Source organism: Spirosoma sp. KCTC 42546 (assembly GCF_006965485.1).
Taxonomy (GTDB): Bacteria; Bacteroidota; Bacteroidia; order Cytophagales; family Spirosomataceae; genus Spirosoma.
Map to the genome: position 1 here is coordinate 4,263,044 of NZ_CP041360.1, position 19,426 is coordinate 4,282,469.

Consider the following 19,426-nt stretch of genomic DNA (forward strand, 5'->3'; position numbering starts at 1 on the left):
TACACCAATCCGATTACGAAAAAAGGAATTATCAGACTAGGAATTTTTAATAGCCGGGGACGGAAGGGGAAATTCCTTGAACTGGCTACTTGTTGAGCATGCCGTTACTGATTAACTCAAAATCATGTTTGTCGATCTCAAAAAAGCCGATACGAAAGGGGTAGCCCCATGATTTTTTGTTCGAGATAAAGTCAAGTTCATCAATGAGTGGCAAGATCGACACATCACTGGAGGCATGAAACGTTACGTTTCGCCGGAAGGGAGAAAAATTCTCCGAAACGGTAACCTGATAAATGGTGTCGTCGATTAGTTGCCCAATGGCTGTAAACGCCTGACATTTCTGGTCACCTTCCAGGACTTGTTTCGGCGAATAGAAGATCACCCAGTCACCGGGTTTCATTCGTTTCAATGGCGCTTGTTTTCCGTGATTGGCCTGCATAAATCCGCCGGAAACCCCTCGAAGTACGTGGTCTTTTGAGGCTACAACGATCCAGTATTGCGGTGATTGGCTCATAATACGACACGGATTGCGTTTAGTCCAGGGATACGTTGCCTTCGGTGAATTTCAGGTTGTATTTTAATTGGTTCAACCGCCAGCCGTTCGTTGTGCGCTCGGCCTTCAAGTCATAGCTGCCGGTAAACGTCCGTGTCTTACCTTTCGTAACAGCCTCCCGGAAGTGGGTAGCTACTGCATAGCCGTATAGGTCCGCCTGGGTGCCTCTTAGAGTTATCAGATAATGTCCACCCTGGTGGTGTACCTGATCAAGGTGTTGAAACCCTAAACACCTCATTTACTAACCCTTCCCAATTCCGGGAATCGGTGTACATGAACAGACGATTTGCCAGCTCGGCAAGTTGCTGCCTGTCCTGTAGCTCGGTAAAAGCAGTTCCGCGTTCGTTATTCATGAAAAATGACGGTCTGTGTTACTACTATTTACGGAAAACAACCTCTCTAATTTCGAATTTGTTTGCTAAATGGCTATGCCATCACACATAGTGAGCATTCCTCTACAGAATCACTCGTTTCTTCATATTCCTTCTTTTGCCAGCAAGTCGGCGGCTTCCCTGTCCTTATATTCCAGAATTAGTTTCTTCAGTTTCATTTTAACTGGGCAATGACCACTTGATTCTGAGGAAAATAGTTTTACTATTTTTACACTGGAGTATAACATTAGTAAAACTTTACTCTTTTTGCTCTAGCAATTGCTGTAATGCCTTTTTACCCTCTTCATTACCAGGCCAGAGCACAATGGATTTCCGGTACATAGCAATGGCTTCCTGTTATTTTCCATCTTTAGCCAGGGCAATGGCATAGCTATCCTAGGTGCATGCTGTCGTCTTTTAATTTATTGAATCGGCGAATCGCACAATCGGGTCCTTTGCTGACCATCCTCTCTCCATATACCCTTGCATCATCACCTGTAGCGGATTTGTATCGATATTGCCATAAAAAATGTTGGTTTGCTTTTTGGTCAGGTTTCGGTGCAGAAAGGTAGTTAGGCCAACAATATGCCCGTCAAGAAACATGAACCGGTTGACGGAATAAACGAAAATCGGGCAGAAAACACCTACTAAGGTCTCCTGCCCGATTTAAATATAGTTTGCTTCTTATGCTTCTTATAATGCCTTGATATCAATTTTCGACATCTTCATCATGGCTTCCATGGCCCGTTTTGCTTTCTTCGGGTCTTTATCACCCAGCAGTCTGCCCAATGCAGAGGGCACAATTTGCCACGACACCCCAAATTTATCTTTCAGCCAGCCACATGGCCCTGGTTCCCCACCTTCAGTAAGCTTCTCCCAAAAGTAGTCTACCTCTTCCTGCGTTTCGCAGTTTACGAAGAGCGAAATACCCTGGGCAAAGGTAAAATGCGGGCCACCATTCAAGGCAAAAAACTCCTGCCCGTCGAGTTGAAACGTAACAGACATAACTGTACCTGCGGGTAGCGGAGCCCCCTCCCCATACCGGCTCACACGCCCAATAGTTGAATTTTTAAAGATGGAAGTGTACAGGTTTGCTGCTTCTTCGGCCTGGTTGTTGAAAGTCAGGAATGTCGTGATCTTTTGCATGTTGTTTACCGTTTTGATTACTACCGAAGCAAAGGTACAATAGCTCAAAACAACATCAGGTGGGTAAAAACGACATTATCAGGGTCGATTCCGACAAGGGATTTTTGTACTTATTGTTTCTGTGGATTCTGTAGAATCACTATCGAATCTTGAACAGAACCTCAACGAACGGGTCATTCGTCACGGCACGATCTTTCCGCGTTATATCGCGATCAAAGGGGCGGTTGAGGTTATTACCAGCCAGATCTTCCTGTCGCCCTTCAATTCGAAGTCGATACGTTCCAGCCTGCCAGGCCTCATTGGGTTTGAAGGAACTTTGTTTTTCTTCATTGCCCGGTTGCCATTTACCCGAAACCGGTTTGCCGGATTCGGTCAGGACGTGCAGTGTTTCGGTCAGCAGGTTATAATCGAGGGGCTCCCCGAATGCCACTTCCAGTGGGCTTACGCTTCCCGATTGCGGCTGGGATAATGTCCATTTTGCCGGAACGGGAGATAAACTATCGCGCGGCACTGTCACAAATGGTTTTATAGTTTTCTTCATGAGCCTGGCACCCTGCTGATCAGGCCAGGCAGCCGAAACAACCAGTTCATAGTGAACACCTGCCAGTAAAGGTGCGCCTAAACGTTTGTTCGGTTGTAAATCACGTTTGATGCGGCCGGGGTCGAGCCAAAGGGTTAGCATCGTCCGATCGGCATTCCAAAGTTCAGGCTGTAGGTTGAGAAAAACACCGGGTAGCGTATCGGTATAATTTCTAACTAAGGAGACGTAGTTCTGTGATTGCCCTTCCCGCATGGGGCGGGAAAAATGCAGGTAAATTTTCAGCAAATTATCCGGCAATGAATCCTGGGTCGGATAGATGGCCAGTAAGGTTGGGGTATCGCCGGGGGCCAGGTCAGGAATGGTCATTTCGCCCAGTTGATTGTCTTTCAACCAGACACCATAGGTGAGCCCACGGGTAAACGGAATCAGCGGTTCAAAAACAATGGATTTACCAATTGATTGATAGTTACCTGCAATGGCAGTCTCTTTACCCGCTAATCGTACCGCCAGAAATTGACCCAGCGAATCGGAAGATACGGACTGGAGTAACTGTTTTGGGATGGAAATACCCGTTGCCCGTTTATCAGTCCACCGGATCGAGATCTCGGCCTTTTTTGAGGGATGACAAGCCCAAACGAGTCCGAACGTAAAAAAAATCAGGCTGTACACGGCGTACAACCTGATTTCGGCATGCCTATTTCTTTTATAGATAACGATCATTAGCGGTCCAAAGATCAAGATTACCGTTTGACCGGCGCTGGAGCAAAATCATCTGATTATCGCCCAGTTTGTCTAATTGAATCACATTGGTTAATGGCAACGATACAAAATTTACGCCAGCCGTAGCAAAGTTTTCCTCAACGGGTGTGGTCAGTGAGCCTTGATACTCCTCAATGTTTTTGTAGCGTACTTTAAAAACCGGGCGGCTTGAGTTAGCCATGATCAGGAAGGATTCGTTTCCTTTTTTCAGCGTGATGATATCCAGCGGTTGGTTACCACTACCCATCTCAGCAACCGTCCGGCCTTTTACATGCTTCCCGGCTTTCAACTCATCCATTGGAAAAAGCACCAGCGGGGTGCAGGTATAGCTGGCCAGCAGGTATTTTTTGCCCTTGATCTCCGTTGTCGTAAAGGTTTTGATAGGCGCCATTGTTTCGTACTTACCATGGGCGGCATGGTAGATTTCGAGCGAAGCCTGATCCTGCACGTTTGTAAACGGAAACGGAATGCTACGGAATGTAGACCCAAACTCCTGGTTCGATAAGCCGCTCACCAGTACCTTGCCATCGGCAAAATCCATATCCGAAATTGCCGCAATACGCAGCGATTCGCCCCGTTGGCCTTTAGCATCTTCAGCCGGAACATTCGCTAGTGCCTGCATGGAGAAGGGAACGTTGCTTAGTGAAACCGGGGTTAATTTGTCGCCTTCTACTTTGAGTAATACCGGTGTCCCATCGCTGTGTTGTACAGCACAATACACGCTTTTTGATGTTGGGTTGACAGCAATATCCTGAATCGTGATGTTTTTGGCGTCCGTTCCTAATAAAGCAGCAATCTTCTGATCAATGTTTTTGACATCAACCGGGCTGGGCTTTTCAACAAGGCTGGCATCTTTCGTGTCGATGGCGAATACCGTTGCGCTTTTTCCATCCCCAATAAACAATACCCCATTCGGGCCAAACGAGAGCGCATTGATTGATTTGATAGCGGGTGTTCCCGTCACAAACCCATACTGATTTTTAATCGGGCGAGTGGTTGTTGCCAGCAGCACAAGTCCGGCACAGCCAATGGCCAGTAAGGAATACATTTTCTTCATGCTTGTAAAGGTTAATTTATTGTGAATAAACGGATTAGCGAACGAATATAAACATTATCAACCAGGTTTAAAGGTATTCCTATTGAGTGGTTTTAACGACAAACACCCTGACTTGTTTTCGCTAAGTCAGGGTGTTTGCCCTCAAATCAGGGAAGTAATTATTTCTTTTCGGCCATGGCAGGATCCTGCTTGACGAATTCACCCATTGCCTTGATTTCAACTTCTTCGCTCACAACAGCAGTCGATGAGGAGCCCACGCCAAAATCCGAACGCTTCAGCGTACCGCTAATTTTCAGACCTGCTTTTTCCTGCTTACCCCGAGGGTTTTCCATAGTAACAGGGCCAGTCAGAACCGCAACGAACGTAACAGGTTTGGTTACACCGTGCATGGTCAGGTCACCCGTTACATTGTACTTCTTACCATCGGCTTTCTTGAACGATGTGCTTTTGAACGTCAGGGTTGGAAATTTTGCAGCATCAAAAAAGTCGGGGCTTTTCAAGTGTGTGTCGCGACGATCGTTCTCGGTATTGATGCTGTTAACATCAGCAGTTAACTCAATGACAGCATCCGAAAGATCAGGCTTAGACGATGTAATTTTAGCGTCAAACGTTTTGAAGTTACCGTCTACTTCCGATAACATTAAGTGGGTTACAGAAAACCCTACTTTGGAGTGGGCTTTATCAACTGCCCAGGTTTGCGCAAAGGCGGTCGAAAGGGATAGTAGCGCGGCAACGGTGAATGCGATTGATTTCATGCGTGATTGGAATTGGATTGGTGAAAAATTGAATTTAAGCAAATTTAAATTAAATGTAGCAACACAGAAAATAAACATACGTACTTCATTTGGGTACCCTCTGTATTTACGTTACTAATCTGATTATCTGGGACGTCCGCCTGCTGGCGCTGCCTGTTGTGGCTGAGCATCGCCACCGCCGTCACCTTTTACATCGTCATTACTGACCGACTTCGACTTCCGACGTTGTTCTTCAAACGTCATTTTACCGATACGGTAGGTAAACGTCACTTTCAGGTTTGAATTGTAGAGGTGAGTCACATTCACCTGCGACAGCAGTGGAGAATTCAGCGTGGTTCGCATGGTTACTCCGTTTCCAACGAAGTTCTCAGCCGCCAATCCGATGCTTCCACGCTTGTTGGCAACATCTTTTCTAATCCCCAGTGAGTACATGTAAAAACTACCCTGCGTGCCCTGCAACTGTGGACTTGGCCCCCGGAAGAAGCTAAATACCTGCGCGCTCCAGCCTTTGTTCAATTGCAACTGGCTCATTAATCGACCGCCAAGGCTTATGCCAGAATTATCGATTGTTACTGACTTCCCATCGGCCCCGGCGGTTGTGCCCTGCATATACATGTAGTACGTATCCAGTCCGCCGTTCAGGCTCCATTTTGAGGTCAGGCTCGTATTGAAGAAAACGTTAGCCCCGATGGTACGCTGCACGCCAATGTTCTGAAACGTTGTGATAATAGCCCCTGGCAGATAGCCCAACGACGTATCGGCAGGAATACGAACCTGTGATATAGCATTGTTGGTTAATCGGCCAAATACCGCGGCATTCAGATATGTTTTCTTAATGGTTGAACTCAGGCTTAATTCAACGTTATCGGTCAGTTCTGGACTCAGGGTTGGGTTACCCTTCATGATCATCTGCGGGTTAGCTGCATTTACGTTCGGGTTCAACTGTTGCAGGCCCGGCCGTTGAATCCGTCGGTTATAGGCGGCTTTCAGGGTGCTCCCTTTCAAACTTTTCGATACGTTGATACTCGGCACCAGGTTGCTGTAATTGGGAATATTCAGCGGTACATTTTCATTGGCCGTAGCCGATATGCCCGTGTGCTCATAGCGTGTTCCAACTTTAAACGTGTATTTGCTGGGCGTTACGTAGGTATACGAGATATAACCCGCTCCAATATTCTGACTGTATTTCAGTGAGCCGGATGGGTTCGTTGGATCGATGTTCAACTCGCCCGTGCTACCTCCTACCAGATACTGAAAACGACTGTCCACCTGACGCATGATGGCCTTACCCCCGAACTCCAGCAACTGGTTTTTCCGAATCGGCGTCTGGTAATCTGTCTGGAAGGTTAATTCCTGATTAGTATTGTTGTTCAGGTTTTGCTGACGACCCGTCAACATACCTGTATTATTATTCAGCAAATCAGCGAAAAAGTTATTGGTCAATCCGGTACGGCTGTATTGGGTAGAAATACTCCACTCCTGCTGAGGTTTAAACGTGCGGATGTAATCCAGATTCATATCGACCGAGTTGGACAGATCTTTCCGGTTTACATCGCGGTTGGTCATGCTCTGGAGCACGTCATTCGCAAAGGTGCTGGTGAGCTGACTCTGCTGCTGAATAAAATTACGGGTACCAAACCGGACGTTAGCCGACAAGGACTGGTTTTTTGCCAGATCGTAATCGAAACCAAGCGTATACTGACCGAATACGGGTTTATCGAAAGCCGTACCATTCTGAAGCGTGTGCAGCGATTGCGTACCTACTTTCGTTGTCTGGTCTAATGTAGAGGAAGCCCGGTTATACATAGCCCGGCCAAAACCACCCAGCGTAATACCCAGTTTACCCTGCCGATACGATCCATTCAAACCCAGGTTCGACGCCCGCAAGCCTGCTCCGGCATCTACGTTCAAGGTTAATCCATGCAGGGTATTCTTTTTCGTAACGATGTTAATAATCCCGGCGGCACCTTCGGCATCGTACTTGGCCGATGGGCTCGTAATCACTTCTACCGATTTAATCATGTCGGCAGGGAGTTGTTTCAGCGCATCGGCTACGTTAGCGGCAACAATGGTGGAAGGCTTGTTATTGATCAGAACGCGAATATTCTGGCTACCCCGTAAGCTCACGTTGCCATCCAGATCCACCGACAGCATCGGAACCCGTTTTAACACATCAGAGGCATCGCCCCCTTTAGCCGTGATATCTTTATCGGCGTTGAAAACCAACCGGTCAACTTTTTCTTCGATCAGCGCAGCCTGCCCAGTCACAACTACTTCGCCCAGCATACGTACGTCGGCAGGGAGTTTTATCGAACCCAGATTCATGTCGGTGCCTTTGGCAATGGTAAACGACTGAGAGTCGCGGGTTTTATAGCCAATGAAGGAGTACTGAAGCCGATATTCACCAGGAGCCAATTTACTTAGAGAGAAAAGCCCTTTTGCATCGGACGTTGTCCCATCAATAGGCTTATTCGTTTTAACATTCATCAGGGCGATGGTTGCAAATTCAACGGGTTTCCCGGACGTCGAATCGACAAGGATACCTGCTATTTTGCCATTGCCTTTTGGCGTATCTTCGGCAACGCCCGTAAATTCGGCTTTTTTACGTCCGTTATCCTGGCCAAATCCGCCTGGGCCACCGGGTCCACCACCTGGAGGGCCGCCACCAAATTGAGCGTATGTTATTTGGATACCTGACAGACCAGTCCAGAATCCAAGGGTAAGTAGTAGAAGTAAGAATTGCTTACGCATTTGTACCTATAATTTCAGATTGATGGGTCAAAACAACAACCGTTCGATCAATCCAGAAAACGCAATAGACTGAAGGGTTGAAAACATCGGCAGATCACCCTTTTTAGCCGATGAATGACTATGGGATTTCGTGCTTTCAATAATCGGGCCATTCGTCGGTTAAACTAAGCCAGCTATCGGCAAAGTCGGGGGAACCAGCGATTGACTGACGCAGAATCAGGTATTTACTGTAAACTTGTAGCTTTCCTACTGATCATGGCTGTCACCCTGTTTTCACGGCGTTACGTTCCACTGCTGATTCATGTACTGGGTTGGATCTTGCTGGGCTACCTACTTTTTTTCAATCAGTCGCTTAATTCGGAGCTAAAATTTCCGCCCTTATTCTGGATCAGGCAGGTCATCTTTTTTGCTCTGATGGTGGGCGTATTTTACGTAAACTCCCAGCGGCTGGTTCCCAGGTTGCTTTTGCAGGGTCAAACCAGCCAATACATATTGACCTTGTTAGGCCTGATTTTATTCGTCCTTATCGTACTAGGAGGTATTGAGTTTGGATTTGATCTACCCACAAAAGTCCATCGGGTATTTCATCCGGATGGCTTTGGAAAACCGAAGTATTACGGTTGGATTCAGCCTACGCTGTTTACCATTTTTCTTGTGTTAGCCATCAGTACCAGCATTGCCATGCTGCTGAAATGGCAGGATGATGCGAATCTCCGAACCGCCCTTGAGCAGGCCAAGACAACCTCCGAGCTCTCGTTTTTAAAGGCTCAGATCAATCCGCACTTTTTCTTCAATACCCTCAATAACATTTACGCACTCACCCTCATCGACGTTGAAACCGCCCGTGAAGCCCTGCACCGACTCTCCCGGATGATGCGTTATGTGCTCTATGATACTCAGTCTGGTACTACACTGCTAAGTAAGGAACTCTCGTTCGTCAGCGATTACATGCAACTCATGCAGCTCCGGTTAACGGATAAAGTAACCGTAACCCTCGATACACCAAGCCCACTGCATGACCAACCAATTGCCCCCATGCTTCTGCTCCCGTTTGTTGAAAATGCCTTTAAACATGGTGTCAGTGCTCTGCACCCAAGCCGAATTCAAATCGCCATCCAGCAACAGCAGAATACATTAGTACTGGATGTGCATAACACGGTGTTTGTTGAAAAAGCGCCCTCGCTCGAAGCGGGGAATGGCATTGGCCTGACCAACACCCGACGCCGACTCGATCTGCTGTATCCAGGCCAGTACGACCTTCGGATCAATGAGCACACCATGGCTGGCGAATACCACGTGCACTTATCCCTCTCTCTGGCATGACACTCTCCTGCATTGCGGTTGATGATGAACCACTGGCGCTGGGCCTGGTCTGTGCCTTTATCGAGAAAACCCCCTTCCTGAAACTGGCAGGACGGTATAGTAGTGCTGTTGAAGCCTTACAGGGCCTGATGTCAACGCCGGTCGATGTTCTATTTCTCGATATTCAGATGCCTGATCTGACAGGGTTGGAGCTGGCACGTGTACTCGAACGGAGCAACCGGGGTACTAACACGACCCGAATCATCTTTACAACGGCCTTCGATCAATTTGCCCTCGACGGGTTCCGGGTCGATGCGCTGGATTATCTACTAAAACCCTTTAACTACGAGGAGTTTCTGCGGGCGGCCAGTAAAGCCCGGAATTATTTTGAGCTCGTGCATCGCCCCATTGAACAAACCACAGTAGCAATTACCACGTCAACTCCGACTGAGGTTGTCGATGATTACCTGTTCCTGAAGGTTGAGTATCAGCTCGTCCGTATTGCCTACAATGACATTCTGTATATCGAAGGACTTAAAGACTACGTAAAAGTCTACCGGCTCAGTGATCCAACAAAACCGCTACTTTCTTTAACGAGCTTAAAAACGCTGGAAGAGAAACTCCCCATCCGGCAGTTCATGCGGGTCCACCGGTCGTTTATTGTCGCCCTTGATCGTATTAACGCCGTTACCCGCAACTCTGTCCAGATCGGATCGGCAGTGATTCCAGTGAGTGACCAGTATAAAGAGGTATTTGGGCAATTCATCAGCCGCTGGCTGTAAGTAGTACCGCTCCGGCGGCCGTCCCGTCCCGGTCGGGTTTGTGTGACGTCAGCTACTTATAGCTGACGCAATAGGTTTCTCAAAACCTATTTTTCGCACCGTCAGGTTTTGAGAAACCTACGGTGTCGGTTACTTACAACCGACACCACTCAGAACATCGTAAGTCGTATATCGTAACTCGGAATTCCAATAAGTAGGAAGCAATTTGGCCCTTCTTTCAGGTACTTAAAGCTAGTAATATGCGAGTTGAAGCGGCCATTGCTACCGGTTCCGGAAGTTTTCAAATTGATTTTATCGAAGTTGGTGACCCCCAGGGCGACGAAGTCCTGGTTGAGATTAAAGCTGCGGGTATCTGTCATACCGACTACGATTCTCTCTCCTGGGGAAAACCCATCGTCATGGGGCACGAAGGCGCGGGTGTCGTGCTACGTGTTGGCCCCCTTGTCCGAAAAGTACAGCCGGGCGATTCAGTCATTCTTAACTGGGCCATTCCCTGCGGCTACTGCTTCCAGTGCCTGGAAGGAAATCAGCATATCTGTGAGGTAAACTCGCCGGTCACGTCGGGAAATAAAGCCAGCGGAGGACATGCCGCACTAGAACGGACAACGTACAACGGTCAACCGATTGAGCGGTCGTTTAGTCTGGGCACCATGTCGGGAGCTACGGTGGTTCGGGAGGCTGCCGTTGTAAAAACGAACGTACCTATTCCGTTTCCATCAGCCGCTATTGTAGGGTGTGGGGTTATGACAGGCGTTGGTTCCGTTGTCAATGCCGCTCAGGTAAAACCAGGTCGATCCGTAGTGGTAGTCGGTACCGGAGGTGTCGGGTTGAATGTAATTCAGGGAGCCCGAATTTCCGGAGCCGGGATGATCATCGCGGTGGATGTCAACCCTAATCGACTGGAGATGGCCGTCCGCTACGGAGCCACGCATTCCATTCTGGCGGATCGGGCAGATAAAGGACTTAGCCAGGCGGTTAGTCAGGTGAAACAGTTAACCGGGGGACGGGGAGCCGATTATGCTTTTGAATGTACAGCCATTCCTGAGCTGGGTGCCGTACCACTGGCCATGGTCCGAAACGCGGGTGTCGCCTGTCAGGTAAGCGGCATTGAACAGGAAATCAGTATCGACATGAACCTGTTCGAATGGGACAAAATCTATATGAACCCCTTGTATGGAAAATGTCGCCCGGAAATTGACATTCCTATTTTGCTAAATCTATACCAGAAAGGCGACTTAATTCTGGACGATCTGGTTACCCGAACCTATTCCCTTCATCAGCTCAACACCGCTTTCGACGATATGCTTAAGGGACGCAATGCCAAAGGCGTACTGGTTTTCTAATGGCCACTCCTTTCCGAACCATCGAAATTTCCGATCCGGCTTACGAGCGGGATGGACTTCGGTTGATCACCGTCAAGACACCAAATCTGGCAGGTCGTGGCGATATAACGGTCTGGATACCCGGCCCTGATTTGATTGGCGACGAACCCCTTCCGCTGGTGATTCTGCTGCATGGCGTGTATGGCAGTCACTGGGCCTGGTCACTAAAAGGCGGTGCCCATCGAACAGCCGAACGCTTACTCCGGGACGGTCGGATTCGTCCGATGATCCTGGCTATGCCGTCCGATGGACTCTGGGGGGATGGTAGTGGCTATCTGCCCCACAATGAACTAAATTTTGATCGGTGGATTGTCGAGGATGTGTCTGAAGCCGTACGAGCGGCTTTACCGGTTCACCAATCCACGCTACTTCCTAACCGCACGTTCATTGCGGGCCTGTCGATGGGCGGTTTCGGAGCTTTACGATTAGCCGCAAAGTATCCTGAACGATTCCAGGGAGCATACGGGCTTTCATCGATTACACACCTCAATCAGCTCCCCCTGTTTGTAGAAGAACCCCTCAGCCACTATAAACAGGCTGACCCTGTCGATGAATCGGTTCTGGACTTGCTAGTCCGAAATCGGGCGAAGCTGCCACCTATTCAATTTGATTGCGGCACAGATGATCTATTGATCGAGTACAACCGCTCCTTACATCATTCATTGACCGAACAGGACATACCGCACCAATATAGAGAACATCCCGGCGGGCACGAATGGCCGTACTGGCAGGAACACCTGGTCGATGCGTTGGTATTTTTCACCTCGTTAGGTTAGCCACAGACCGATCCACCGATGCGGCACGGTGAACACAGAGTTTTTAGGAAATATTTTTCTTTGTGTTCGCTGTGCCGCATCCCCGGACCGGTCTGTGGCTAAACAAATTTTCTACTGACGAGAAACCATTTTATCCAGCACAATTTCGTACTCTTTGGTATTCATATTGTAACGGATGATGTACTCGCCTGGATAGTAGCCAGTTGGTGCTATTTTCTGTGGCTGCTTGATCGCTAGATGTTGCATGGTCGTTTTCTTGAGGTAATCCACCGTGATCATCGGTTCGTAGAAGATGATCTCACCCTTGTTGCTCCCATACAGGAAGGTGGTCGTAAAGCCTTTACCGGCTAATTCCGGGCTGGTGGCATCAACCCAGTGATTCCCCATCATGGGCACAGGCCCCGCCGTGACGTAATCGGTAGGCAGGTAACCTGCATCCGGTACTTTACTCATTTCGGCCTCCTTACCGGGCGTCATGGTCAATCGTTCCGCATTGGTAATTTTGTAAAAATGAAAATCAAAATGCGGTACCGTATACACTCCATCGGGCTCATGTCCATGCGGCATGTAGGTTACATACGCATGTTTAAAGGGTGTTTTAGCCCCTTCGGTCGGCAACTCCATCACCAGTTCCACCATATCGGCAGGTAAGCTGTTCAGAGCCGCTTCTGATACCGCGATTCCAACTTCATCGGGGTTACCGCTGGCATCCAATTTCACAAACGTACGGGCGGTTCCGTTTCCCAGCGTTACCGATTGCCCATAATGAGGATCAGTTGGGTTAGGCGTGTCGTTGTTGTCTTTTTTGCAACTGCTGAGTTGCAGCGTAGCGGCCAGTAAAGGCAACGCTAATAGATAAGATGGTTTCATAAAAAAGAGGATTATAATTGATTATTGGCCCAAAACTAGAGCCAGAGCCAACCGGGCCCAGATGCCGATCAAGCGAAGTGAGAAATCCGTTCATTGAAGCGTCTAAAAGGCGCTATGGAACGCAGATGGCGCGGATCGGGCATGTTTTCTCGGATAAAAACGGTTTAAATCTGCTAACCCGCCTGTGAGGCAATCTGCCGTTCATTCCTTTGAGTAGTACGGATTGACGGTTTATGAGCGTATACGGATAGCTCATATTCTCGATACTACAGTTCATCAGCCCAAATTTCCGGTTCACTCACTTGCCAACTGGCGATTGGCCAGACACCACCCAACTTTGAGCCAGCAAACAACAAATACGAGGCTAAACACGCCAATCGTCATGAAAACAGTTACCACTTTTTTCCTCTTTTTCTGCATCAATACCTTGCTGCGGGCTCAGAGCGTCTCGTTTCAGGGAACCGTTCTTGACGGGCAAACTCAGGAACCCATACCGGGCGCTACGGTTCGACTCCTCGGCACTACGATCGGGTCCATCACCGATGCACAGGGACGGTTTTCAGTAGCGGGTCAGCAGGCAACCGACAGCCTGATCATTAGCAGTATCGGTTATCAGGAACGTCGGGTTGCCTCCTCCGGCAAACTGAGTATTAAGTTAATGCCCCGAATTGAGGACCTTCAACCGGTAGTGGTAACGGCCAGTCGGGAAGCTCAGGCTCGTTCGGAAGCGCCCATGGCTATTAGTCGTCTGTCATCGGGACTTTTGCAGGAAACTAAGCCCGTTAATCTCTACGAAGTCATTAACAAAACGCCCGGTGTGGTTATGCCAAACCTCGGCAACGAGCAACACATGATGGGTATCCGCCAGCCCTTCAGCACCAACGCCTATTATTTGTACCTGGAAGATGGGGTGGCAGTACGCCCAATGGGGATTTTCAATCATAACGCCCTGATCGAATTGAACTCCTTTTCGATCAGTTCTGTCGAGGTGGTGAAAGGACCGGTTTCCTCGCTGTATGGTCCCGAGGCCGTTGGGGGTGCCATTAATTTCCTGACGCATCGACCAACTGCCGTACCTGTAGTGCGGGTAGGCGTCATGGGCGATGGCTGGGGATACAGACGCGTTCAGGCGGGGGCGGGTGGCATGCTCACCAACCGACTTGGCCTGTTTGGGGGCGTATCTGTAGCCCGGCAGCGGAATAGCTGGCAAACCCAAAGCGACTTCGATAAAGTGTCGCTCAATGCTCGTGCCGAATACGCGTTCTCCAACCAGACACGCCTGACGGGGACAGTTTCCTACAACCAGTATTATTCGCAAACGGGCGGCAGTGTAGATAGCCTGGCGTATTACAGCCGTCAATACGTGAGCACAACTGATTTCACGTATCGAGATGTCCGGTCGCTCCGGTCGCGGTTGACACTGGAACACCGCTGGGCCGCCCACAGTGAAACATCGGCAACCGCCTTTTATCGGGACAACAGCCTGAAACAGAATCCAAATTACAGTATCCGCTGGAAATCGGAGGCCACCACAGCCACGGGTGAAATCAATGAAAATGCGTTTCATAGCATAGGCCTGATGGCCCAACACAGCCAGCGGTTTGCCTGGATCGACAGCCGATTACTCGTGGGTATAGTATATGATAACTCACCGACGACCTACTACGCGTACCAGACAGAGTTGCAAGCCACCTTACGGCCCGACAAACGGTCGGTGGAACGGTATGTTCAGGTACGCGAGTTGCCCGATCAGTTCCTGAGCCGGTATGCCGCCACGATTCATAATCTGGCCGCCTATGCGCAGTACGACTTTGCACCGATGCCGAATCTGCGTCTGTCGGCAGGACTCCGCTACGACCGAATGGCATTCGATTACGAGAATTTCCTGGATAAAACGACTGGCACAAAAAACTACAATCAACTAACGCCTAAACTGGGGCTAACCTACGATCTTGGCCACGGTGCAGGCTTGTATGCAAATGTTAGTCGAGGATTTTCACCACCGGGGTTAACAGCCGTGTTTCGTAAAAACCCGAATACCGCTGCCGGACAGCCCCCCTTCTATTATAACCTTCAGTCGGCCCAGTTTAGCAATCTGGAAGTAGGTGGCTGGGCGTCCTTTCTGAACAAAAAAGTCAACATCGACTGGGCTTTGTATCAGATGAATGGTATCAACGAACTGCTCAGCATTCGTCAGCCAGACAACTCAACCGACTATCAGAGTGCGGGCCGAACCCTCCACCGGGGTCTGGAATACAGCCTGACGTATAAACCCTCCGGTCAGTGGTTTTTCCGCTTCGGTGGCACCAATTCCATCCACCGCTTCGAGGACTTTGCCCTAAGCAACCTGCCATCCGATGTGGTAAAAAATCTGGCTCATTATGATATGCCACAGGCTCCCCGTTGGGTGGCCAATACAGAACTGACCTATAAGCCCCGCTGGGCGAAAGGCATACGGATGGCGATGGAGTGGCAGCGGATCGGTCCCTGGTATCAGAACCAGACCAATACGGTTCAGTACAACGATCGGGGAGCGTTTGGTGCGCGGGGTGTCAGCGTACTGAACCTGCGAACGGGCTACGTGTATAAGGCGATGGAAGTCTATGTAAACGTACTGAACCTGACAAATGAACTGTATGCCAACAACGCAACGCGGGGTAATGCCATTACCGACCGCACAACATTCACCCCAGCCGCACCCCGCACGTTTGTGATCGGTCTCCAATACAATTTCACTGGAAACTAATGCCCATCATTCATGAAAACACTACTCTTTTTTAGCGCCCTGTTAATCAATACACTAACTACACTTGCGAATCCGGGCGATTCGCTCCTGAAAATTCCCAACGCATCGTTTCCACGCCTGCAAACGGACCATCGGGGCAATCCGGTACTGACCTGGATCGAGCGGACGAAAACAGGTATCTCGCTCATGCACTGCGTATCCACCAATGGAGGGAAAACATTTGGTGCACCAACGCGTATCAGCCTGCCCGCCACGACCGCAGCCCACGGCGAAGATGTACCAAAACTTATATTTAAGGGCGATGGCACACAACTGGTGGTGTTCAGCCTGCCGAAGCCCACACCCGATGCACTCCGTGCCGGAAACCTGCTGTACAAAGTGTCAACAGATCAGGGAAAAACCTGGAGCTTAGAACAACCTATACACCGAGATACAACAGCGGGTAAAAGCCACTCCTACGCCGAACTAACCCGCCTGCCAACGGGCGAAATTGGACTGATCTGGCTGGATGAGAAACTACCCGGTCACGAAGGTCGCTCAGTTCGGTTTACCCAGACCCTGGCCACCGGGGGATTCGGACCGGAAATTGTAGTTGATTCCAACGCCTGTCAATGCTGCCGCCCCGGTATTGTTTCCGATACTCAGGGACGCATTTACCTGACCTACCGCGACTGGTTACCCACTGAAAACGGCCCGGGTGCACGAGATATTAGCTATGTCGTATCGACGGACAATGGTCTGTCTTTTAGTCCGCCCAACGTGCTGGTACATGACGACTGGCAGATCAATGCCTGTCCACATTCGGGGCCACAGTTGTTTGTTCGCGACGAAGTGGTGTATGCCACCTGGTATTCTGGTGCCAGTGAACATGAAGGTATCCGGCTGGCCAGAGTCGATAAGCCACAAGCTACCGAGTTCATTGCCGGAGCCCAACGGACACACCCGCAGGTAACGGGCTGGGCCGACGGGCGATTAGCGATGGTCTTTGAGGAGTTGGTGGGCGAAGCTCCCGATGCGTACCGTCAAACAATGGTGCGGACGTACATGGCCAATGGCGAATCCCGGACAATGGCTCTAACGGCACCCGGTGAGTTAACCTCCTTGCCCGTGCTGCTCCCAACACCTGATGGCCTGCTGGTTGCCTACCAGAGCTGGCAGGGGCAGAGTACCAGTGTTATAGTAAAGAGAGTTCCTTTTTTTCAACCATAAACAATCAAATCCAATGAATCTGTTTGCACTGGCTATTGTAGCCGCCACGACCCTGATGGGGTCCAATGACACGCCTGCAGGCGAAAAGAAACCAGCCATTATTCAGTATGGCGAATCGGTAAAAGCCGGAAACGGCACCCTCCGTTCGTTTGTGCGGCTCGACGCCAAGGGCAACCCCGCACAACTGGGCGTGGCTATCTCCGAAGCTACGCTAAAAAGCCTGCCCGCTGAAGATGCGTATTGGGTGCTAACGATGCCCAAAGGAAGCGACAAGGCGCAAATTCAGCATGTATCGTTCAACTGGATGCCCCACGGTCACGAGCCAGATGGTGTGTACAATGTACCGCATTTCGACTGCCATTTTTACTATACATCCAACGAAGATCGGCTTGGCATTGTTGAAAATGATCCTCGGTTTGGCAAAGACCCTGAAGGCGCTTATCTGCCGAAGGGATACGTAAAAGGCCCTGCGCTACCCCAAATGGGTGCCCACTGGATCGACCCGACCAGCCCTGAATTGAACGGCAAACCCTTTACAACAACCTTTATCTATGGCGCACTCGATGGCAAGGTTACCTTCCTGGAACCGATGTTTACGCTTGATTTTCTGAAGAACGTAAAGGACGAACAGCTACTTGTAAAACAAGCCGAAAAGGTGGAAAAAGCAGGCTTCTACCCCGCTGCTTACCGATTTGTATACAATGCTGCGGAGAAACAATATGAGGTAATTCTGGAGGATCTTCAGAACCGCAAGTAAGTTAAAATTGCCTATTACATACAGAGACACGGAGAGCACAGAACCGTAAACTACTGATTTTTAGTATTTAATCCGCACTGGCGGCCCGTTCTGTTTTCTCTGTGGCTCCGCTTCCGCAGTCCGATGTGTTTAATAAATTTACTTTATTAAACACATCGGATTAATTTTTGCGCCAGTACGCTTCAGTCCCCAGATGTGACGCTTCACTGGGGGCTTTTTCCGTTTTACAAACCTTCTGGTTGGGGTAAACGCCTAAATTTGCCGACTTTTAGGGCATTTTTCTTAACCAATCGAAAGTTATTTTCATGACGTTTGCGACCTGGAATCTGTTGTTTACAGGCATGGTTAGCTCCATTTTGCTACTGAACGTAGTGCAATGGGGCATCTACCGGGAGCGCATTTATGGTCTGTACACCCTATACATGCTGGCCTGGCTGGTTTATTTCAGTCTACGAGTAGACGAAATCAACAAGTATGTATCAGCCAATCTTTGGTATTTTGTTCGGGCTAGTGCCCCCATGCTGGCGTATTTTGTCTATTTCGACTTTGCCGACGCGCTGATTCAGCTCCAGGCCCGGCTACCGGGTCTGTTTCGGCTGTTCCGCCTGGCCAAAGCAGTAATTGTGAGTTACTTGGTGCTCATGGGCGTGTTATGCTTTGGTATAACAGACTGGTATGGAGCGCTCTACGACACAGCCCACACGATCATGCGGTTACTCATGGTTGGGCTGGCAACCTACGGAATTGTACAAATCAGACAGCTAAGAGGGGTAGTGCCACGGTACATCGCGTTGGGGTCAAGTTATTTACTGGCCGGGGGTGTTGTGTCAATGATCATGACAATGGTGCATCGTTCATTAGGGGAACCCTTGTTAGTTATGTTTGCGCCTTTAACGTACCTGGAGTTTGGGATCCTGGCCGAGTTGATCTGCTTTACCCTGGTGCTGGGGTATCGGCAGCGTCGGGGGGCCATTAAGAGTGCTATTGTGGAACAACGGCTTGCCCGGGAACGCGAACGGCACCAACGTGAACAGGTGGAAGCCGAACTGGTTACCGAGAAACTTCAACAACAGATGTCGGCGATGCAGATGATGGCACTTCAGACGCAGTTGAATCCGCACTTTTTATTCAATAGTCTTAATTCGCTTTCCTCACTGATTGCCGATGAGCCGGTGAAAGCGATCCGATTCGTCGACGAAATGTCGAGTGTTTACCGCTACCTGTTGCGCACTAATAATCTGGCGCTAACGACATTACAAACCGAATTAACGTTTATCGACTCCTATTATCACCTACTTAAAACCCGCTACGGAGCGGGAATTGAGTTGATTAAAACGGTTGACGAGTCATCTCTAACGTGCAAGCTCCCTCCCCTTACACTACAATTATTGCTTGAAAACGCGGTAAAGCACAACATCGTCTCCGCCGAGAACCCCCTGGTGATTCGATTCGATACCAGCCCCGACGGCTGGCTGACGGTGAGCAACACACTCCAGCGAAAGACGGTTAACCGGGCAAATTCCACGCAGAAGGGGCTTCTTAATATCCTCTCCAAATACCAGCTTTTGGGCCAGCCCACACCTAAAGTAGAGGAAACAGCCGATGCGTTTATCGTATCCTTACCACTGATCGAAGATTAGATTAAACGTATTTTTTAACCACAGAGGCA

General features: G+C 49.4%; 18 protein-coding genes. 8 read left to right on the forward strand and 10 right to left on the reverse strand.

Annotation, left to right across the window (positions count from 1 at the left end):
• Nucleotides 1-85 precede the first annotated feature (85 nt).
• The 9 genes from EXU85_RS17395 to EXU85_RS17430 all read right to left on the reverse strand — a co-directional run bounded on the left by EXU85_RS17395 (nt 86) and on the right by EXU85_RS17430 (nt 7,933).
• The gene (locus tag EXU85_RS17395; protein WP_142773301.1) at nt 86-514 is read right to left on the reverse strand and encodes an EVE domain-containing protein; all 429 of its coding nucleotides are present in this window, start codon (nt 512-514) and stop codon (nt 86-88) included.
• 19 nt (nt 515-533) lie between these two features.
• On the reverse strand, nt 534-791 hold the full coding sequence (locus tag EXU85_RS17400) for a nuclear transport factor 2 family protein (protein WP_142773302.1): 258 nt from the start codon (nt 789-791) through the stop codon (nt 534-536).
• Complete coding sequence (locus tag EXU85_RS35390) at nt 763-906, reverse strand: hypothetical protein (RefSeq protein WP_168207812.1); 144 nt, start codon at nt 904-906, stop codon at nt 763-765. Before EXU85_RS35390 ends, EXU85_RS17400 begins: the two co-directional genes overlap by 29 nt.
• Before the next feature lie 435 nt (nt 907-1,341).
• Complete coding sequence (locus EXU85_RS17405; protein ID WP_142773303.1) at nt 1,342-1,527, reverse strand: hypothetical protein; 186 nt, start codon at nt 1,525-1,527, stop codon at nt 1,342-1,344.
• A gap of 90 nt (nt 1,528-1,617) precedes the next feature.
• Nucleotides 1,618-2,070, reverse strand: a complete 453-nt coding sequence (locus tag EXU85_RS17410; protein WP_142773304.1) for a VOC family protein — start codon at nt 2,068-2,070, stop codon at nt 1,618-1,620.
• A 139-nt stretch (nt 2,071-2,209) separates the two neighbouring features.
• A complete protein-coding gene (locus EXU85_RS17415) occupies nt 2,210-3,331 on the reverse strand; it encodes an Ig-like domain-containing protein (protein WP_142773305.1) in 1,122 nt (373 codons plus the stop codon).
• Nucleotides 3,315-4,427 carry a hypothetical protein gene (locus EXU85_RS17420; RefSeq protein WP_142773306.1) on the reverse strand — a complete coding sequence of 371 codons (1,113 nt, stop codon included), beginning with the start codon at nt 4,425-4,427 and terminating at the stop codon, nt 3,315-3,317. Before EXU85_RS17420 ends, EXU85_RS17415 begins: the two co-directional genes overlap by 17 nt.
• Before the next feature lie 158 nt (nt 4,428-4,585).
• The gene (locus EXU85_RS17425) at nt 4,586-5,182 is read right to left on the reverse strand and encodes a YceI family protein (protein WP_142773307.1); all 597 of its coding nucleotides are present in this window, start codon (nt 5,180-5,182) and stop codon (nt 4,586-4,588) included.
• Nucleotides 5,183-5,305: 123 nt separating this feature from the next.
• A complete protein-coding gene (locus tag EXU85_RS17430) occupies nt 5,306-7,933 on the reverse strand; it encodes an outer membrane beta-barrel protein (RefSeq protein ID WP_142773308.1) in 2,628 nt (875 codons plus the stop codon).
• A 255-nt stretch (nt 7,934-8,188) separates the two neighbouring features.
• On the opposite strand from EXU85_RS17430, the gene EXU85_RS17435 reads away from it, so the two are divergent.
• The 4 genes from EXU85_RS17435 to EXU85_RS17450 all read left to right on the forward strand — a co-directional run bounded on the left by EXU85_RS17435 (nt 8,189) and on the right by EXU85_RS17450 (nt 12,175).
• On the forward strand, nt 8,189-9,256 hold the full coding sequence (locus tag EXU85_RS17435) for a sensor histidine kinase (RefSeq protein WP_142773309.1): 1,068 nt from the start codon (nt 8,189-8,191) through the stop codon (nt 9,254-9,256).
• Nucleotides 9,253-10,017 carry a LytTR family DNA-binding domain-containing protein gene (locus tag EXU85_RS17440; RefSeq protein WP_142773310.1) on the forward strand — a complete coding sequence of 255 codons (765 nt, stop codon included), beginning with the start codon at nt 9,253-9,255 and terminating at the stop codon, nt 10,015-10,017. Before EXU85_RS17435 ends, EXU85_RS17440 begins: the two co-directional genes overlap by 4 nt.
• Before the next feature lie 239 nt (nt 10,018-10,256).
• A complete protein-coding gene (locus EXU85_RS17445; RefSeq protein WP_142773311.1) occupies nt 10,257-11,360 on the forward strand; it encodes an alcohol dehydrogenase catalytic domain-containing protein in 1,104 nt (367 codons plus the stop codon).
• Nucleotides 11,360-12,175, forward strand: coding sequence for an alpha/beta hydrolase family protein (locus tag EXU85_RS17450; protein ID WP_142773312.1), 816 nt, complete (start codon nt 11,360-11,362; stop codon nt 12,173-12,175). Before EXU85_RS17445 ends, EXU85_RS17450 begins: the two co-directional genes overlap by 1 nt.
• A gap of 111 nt (nt 12,176-12,286) precedes the next feature.
• Here the strand turns inward: EXU85_RS17450 and EXU85_RS17455 are convergent, their stop codons facing one another.
• A complete protein-coding gene (locus tag EXU85_RS17455) occupies nt 12,287-13,045 on the reverse strand; it encodes a DUF5602 domain-containing protein (RefSeq protein ID WP_142773313.1) in 759 nt (252 codons plus the stop codon).
• Between the two features lie 382 nt (nt 13,046-13,427).
• Here EXU85_RS17455 and EXU85_RS17460 point away from each other — a divergent pair, with 382 nt between their 5' ends.
• The 4 genes from EXU85_RS17460 (at nt 13,428) to EXU85_RS17475 (ending at nt 19,397) form a co-directional block, all read left to right on the forward strand.
• Entirely contained in the window at nt 13,428-15,791 is a 2,364-nt protein-coding gene (locus EXU85_RS17460; RefSeq protein WP_142773314.1) for a TonB-dependent receptor, read from the forward strand.
• Between the two features lie 12 nt (nt 15,792-15,803).
• Nucleotides 15,804-17,000, forward strand: a complete 1,197-nt coding sequence (locus tag EXU85_RS17465; RefSeq protein WP_142773315.1) for a sialidase family protein — start codon at nt 15,804-15,806, stop codon at nt 16,998-17,000.
• A 13-nt stretch (nt 17,001-17,013) separates the two neighbouring features.
• Entirely contained in the window at nt 17,014-17,757 is a 744-nt protein-coding gene (locus tag EXU85_RS17470) for a DUF5602 domain-containing protein (protein ID WP_142773316.1), read from the forward strand.
• Between the two features lie 305 nt (nt 17,758-18,062).
• Complete coding sequence (locus EXU85_RS17475; protein WP_142773317.1) at nt 18,063-19,397, forward strand: sensor histidine kinase; 1,335 nt, start codon at nt 18,063-18,065, stop codon at nt 19,395-19,397.
• The last annotated feature ends 29 nt before the right edge of the window (nt 19,398-19,426 follow it).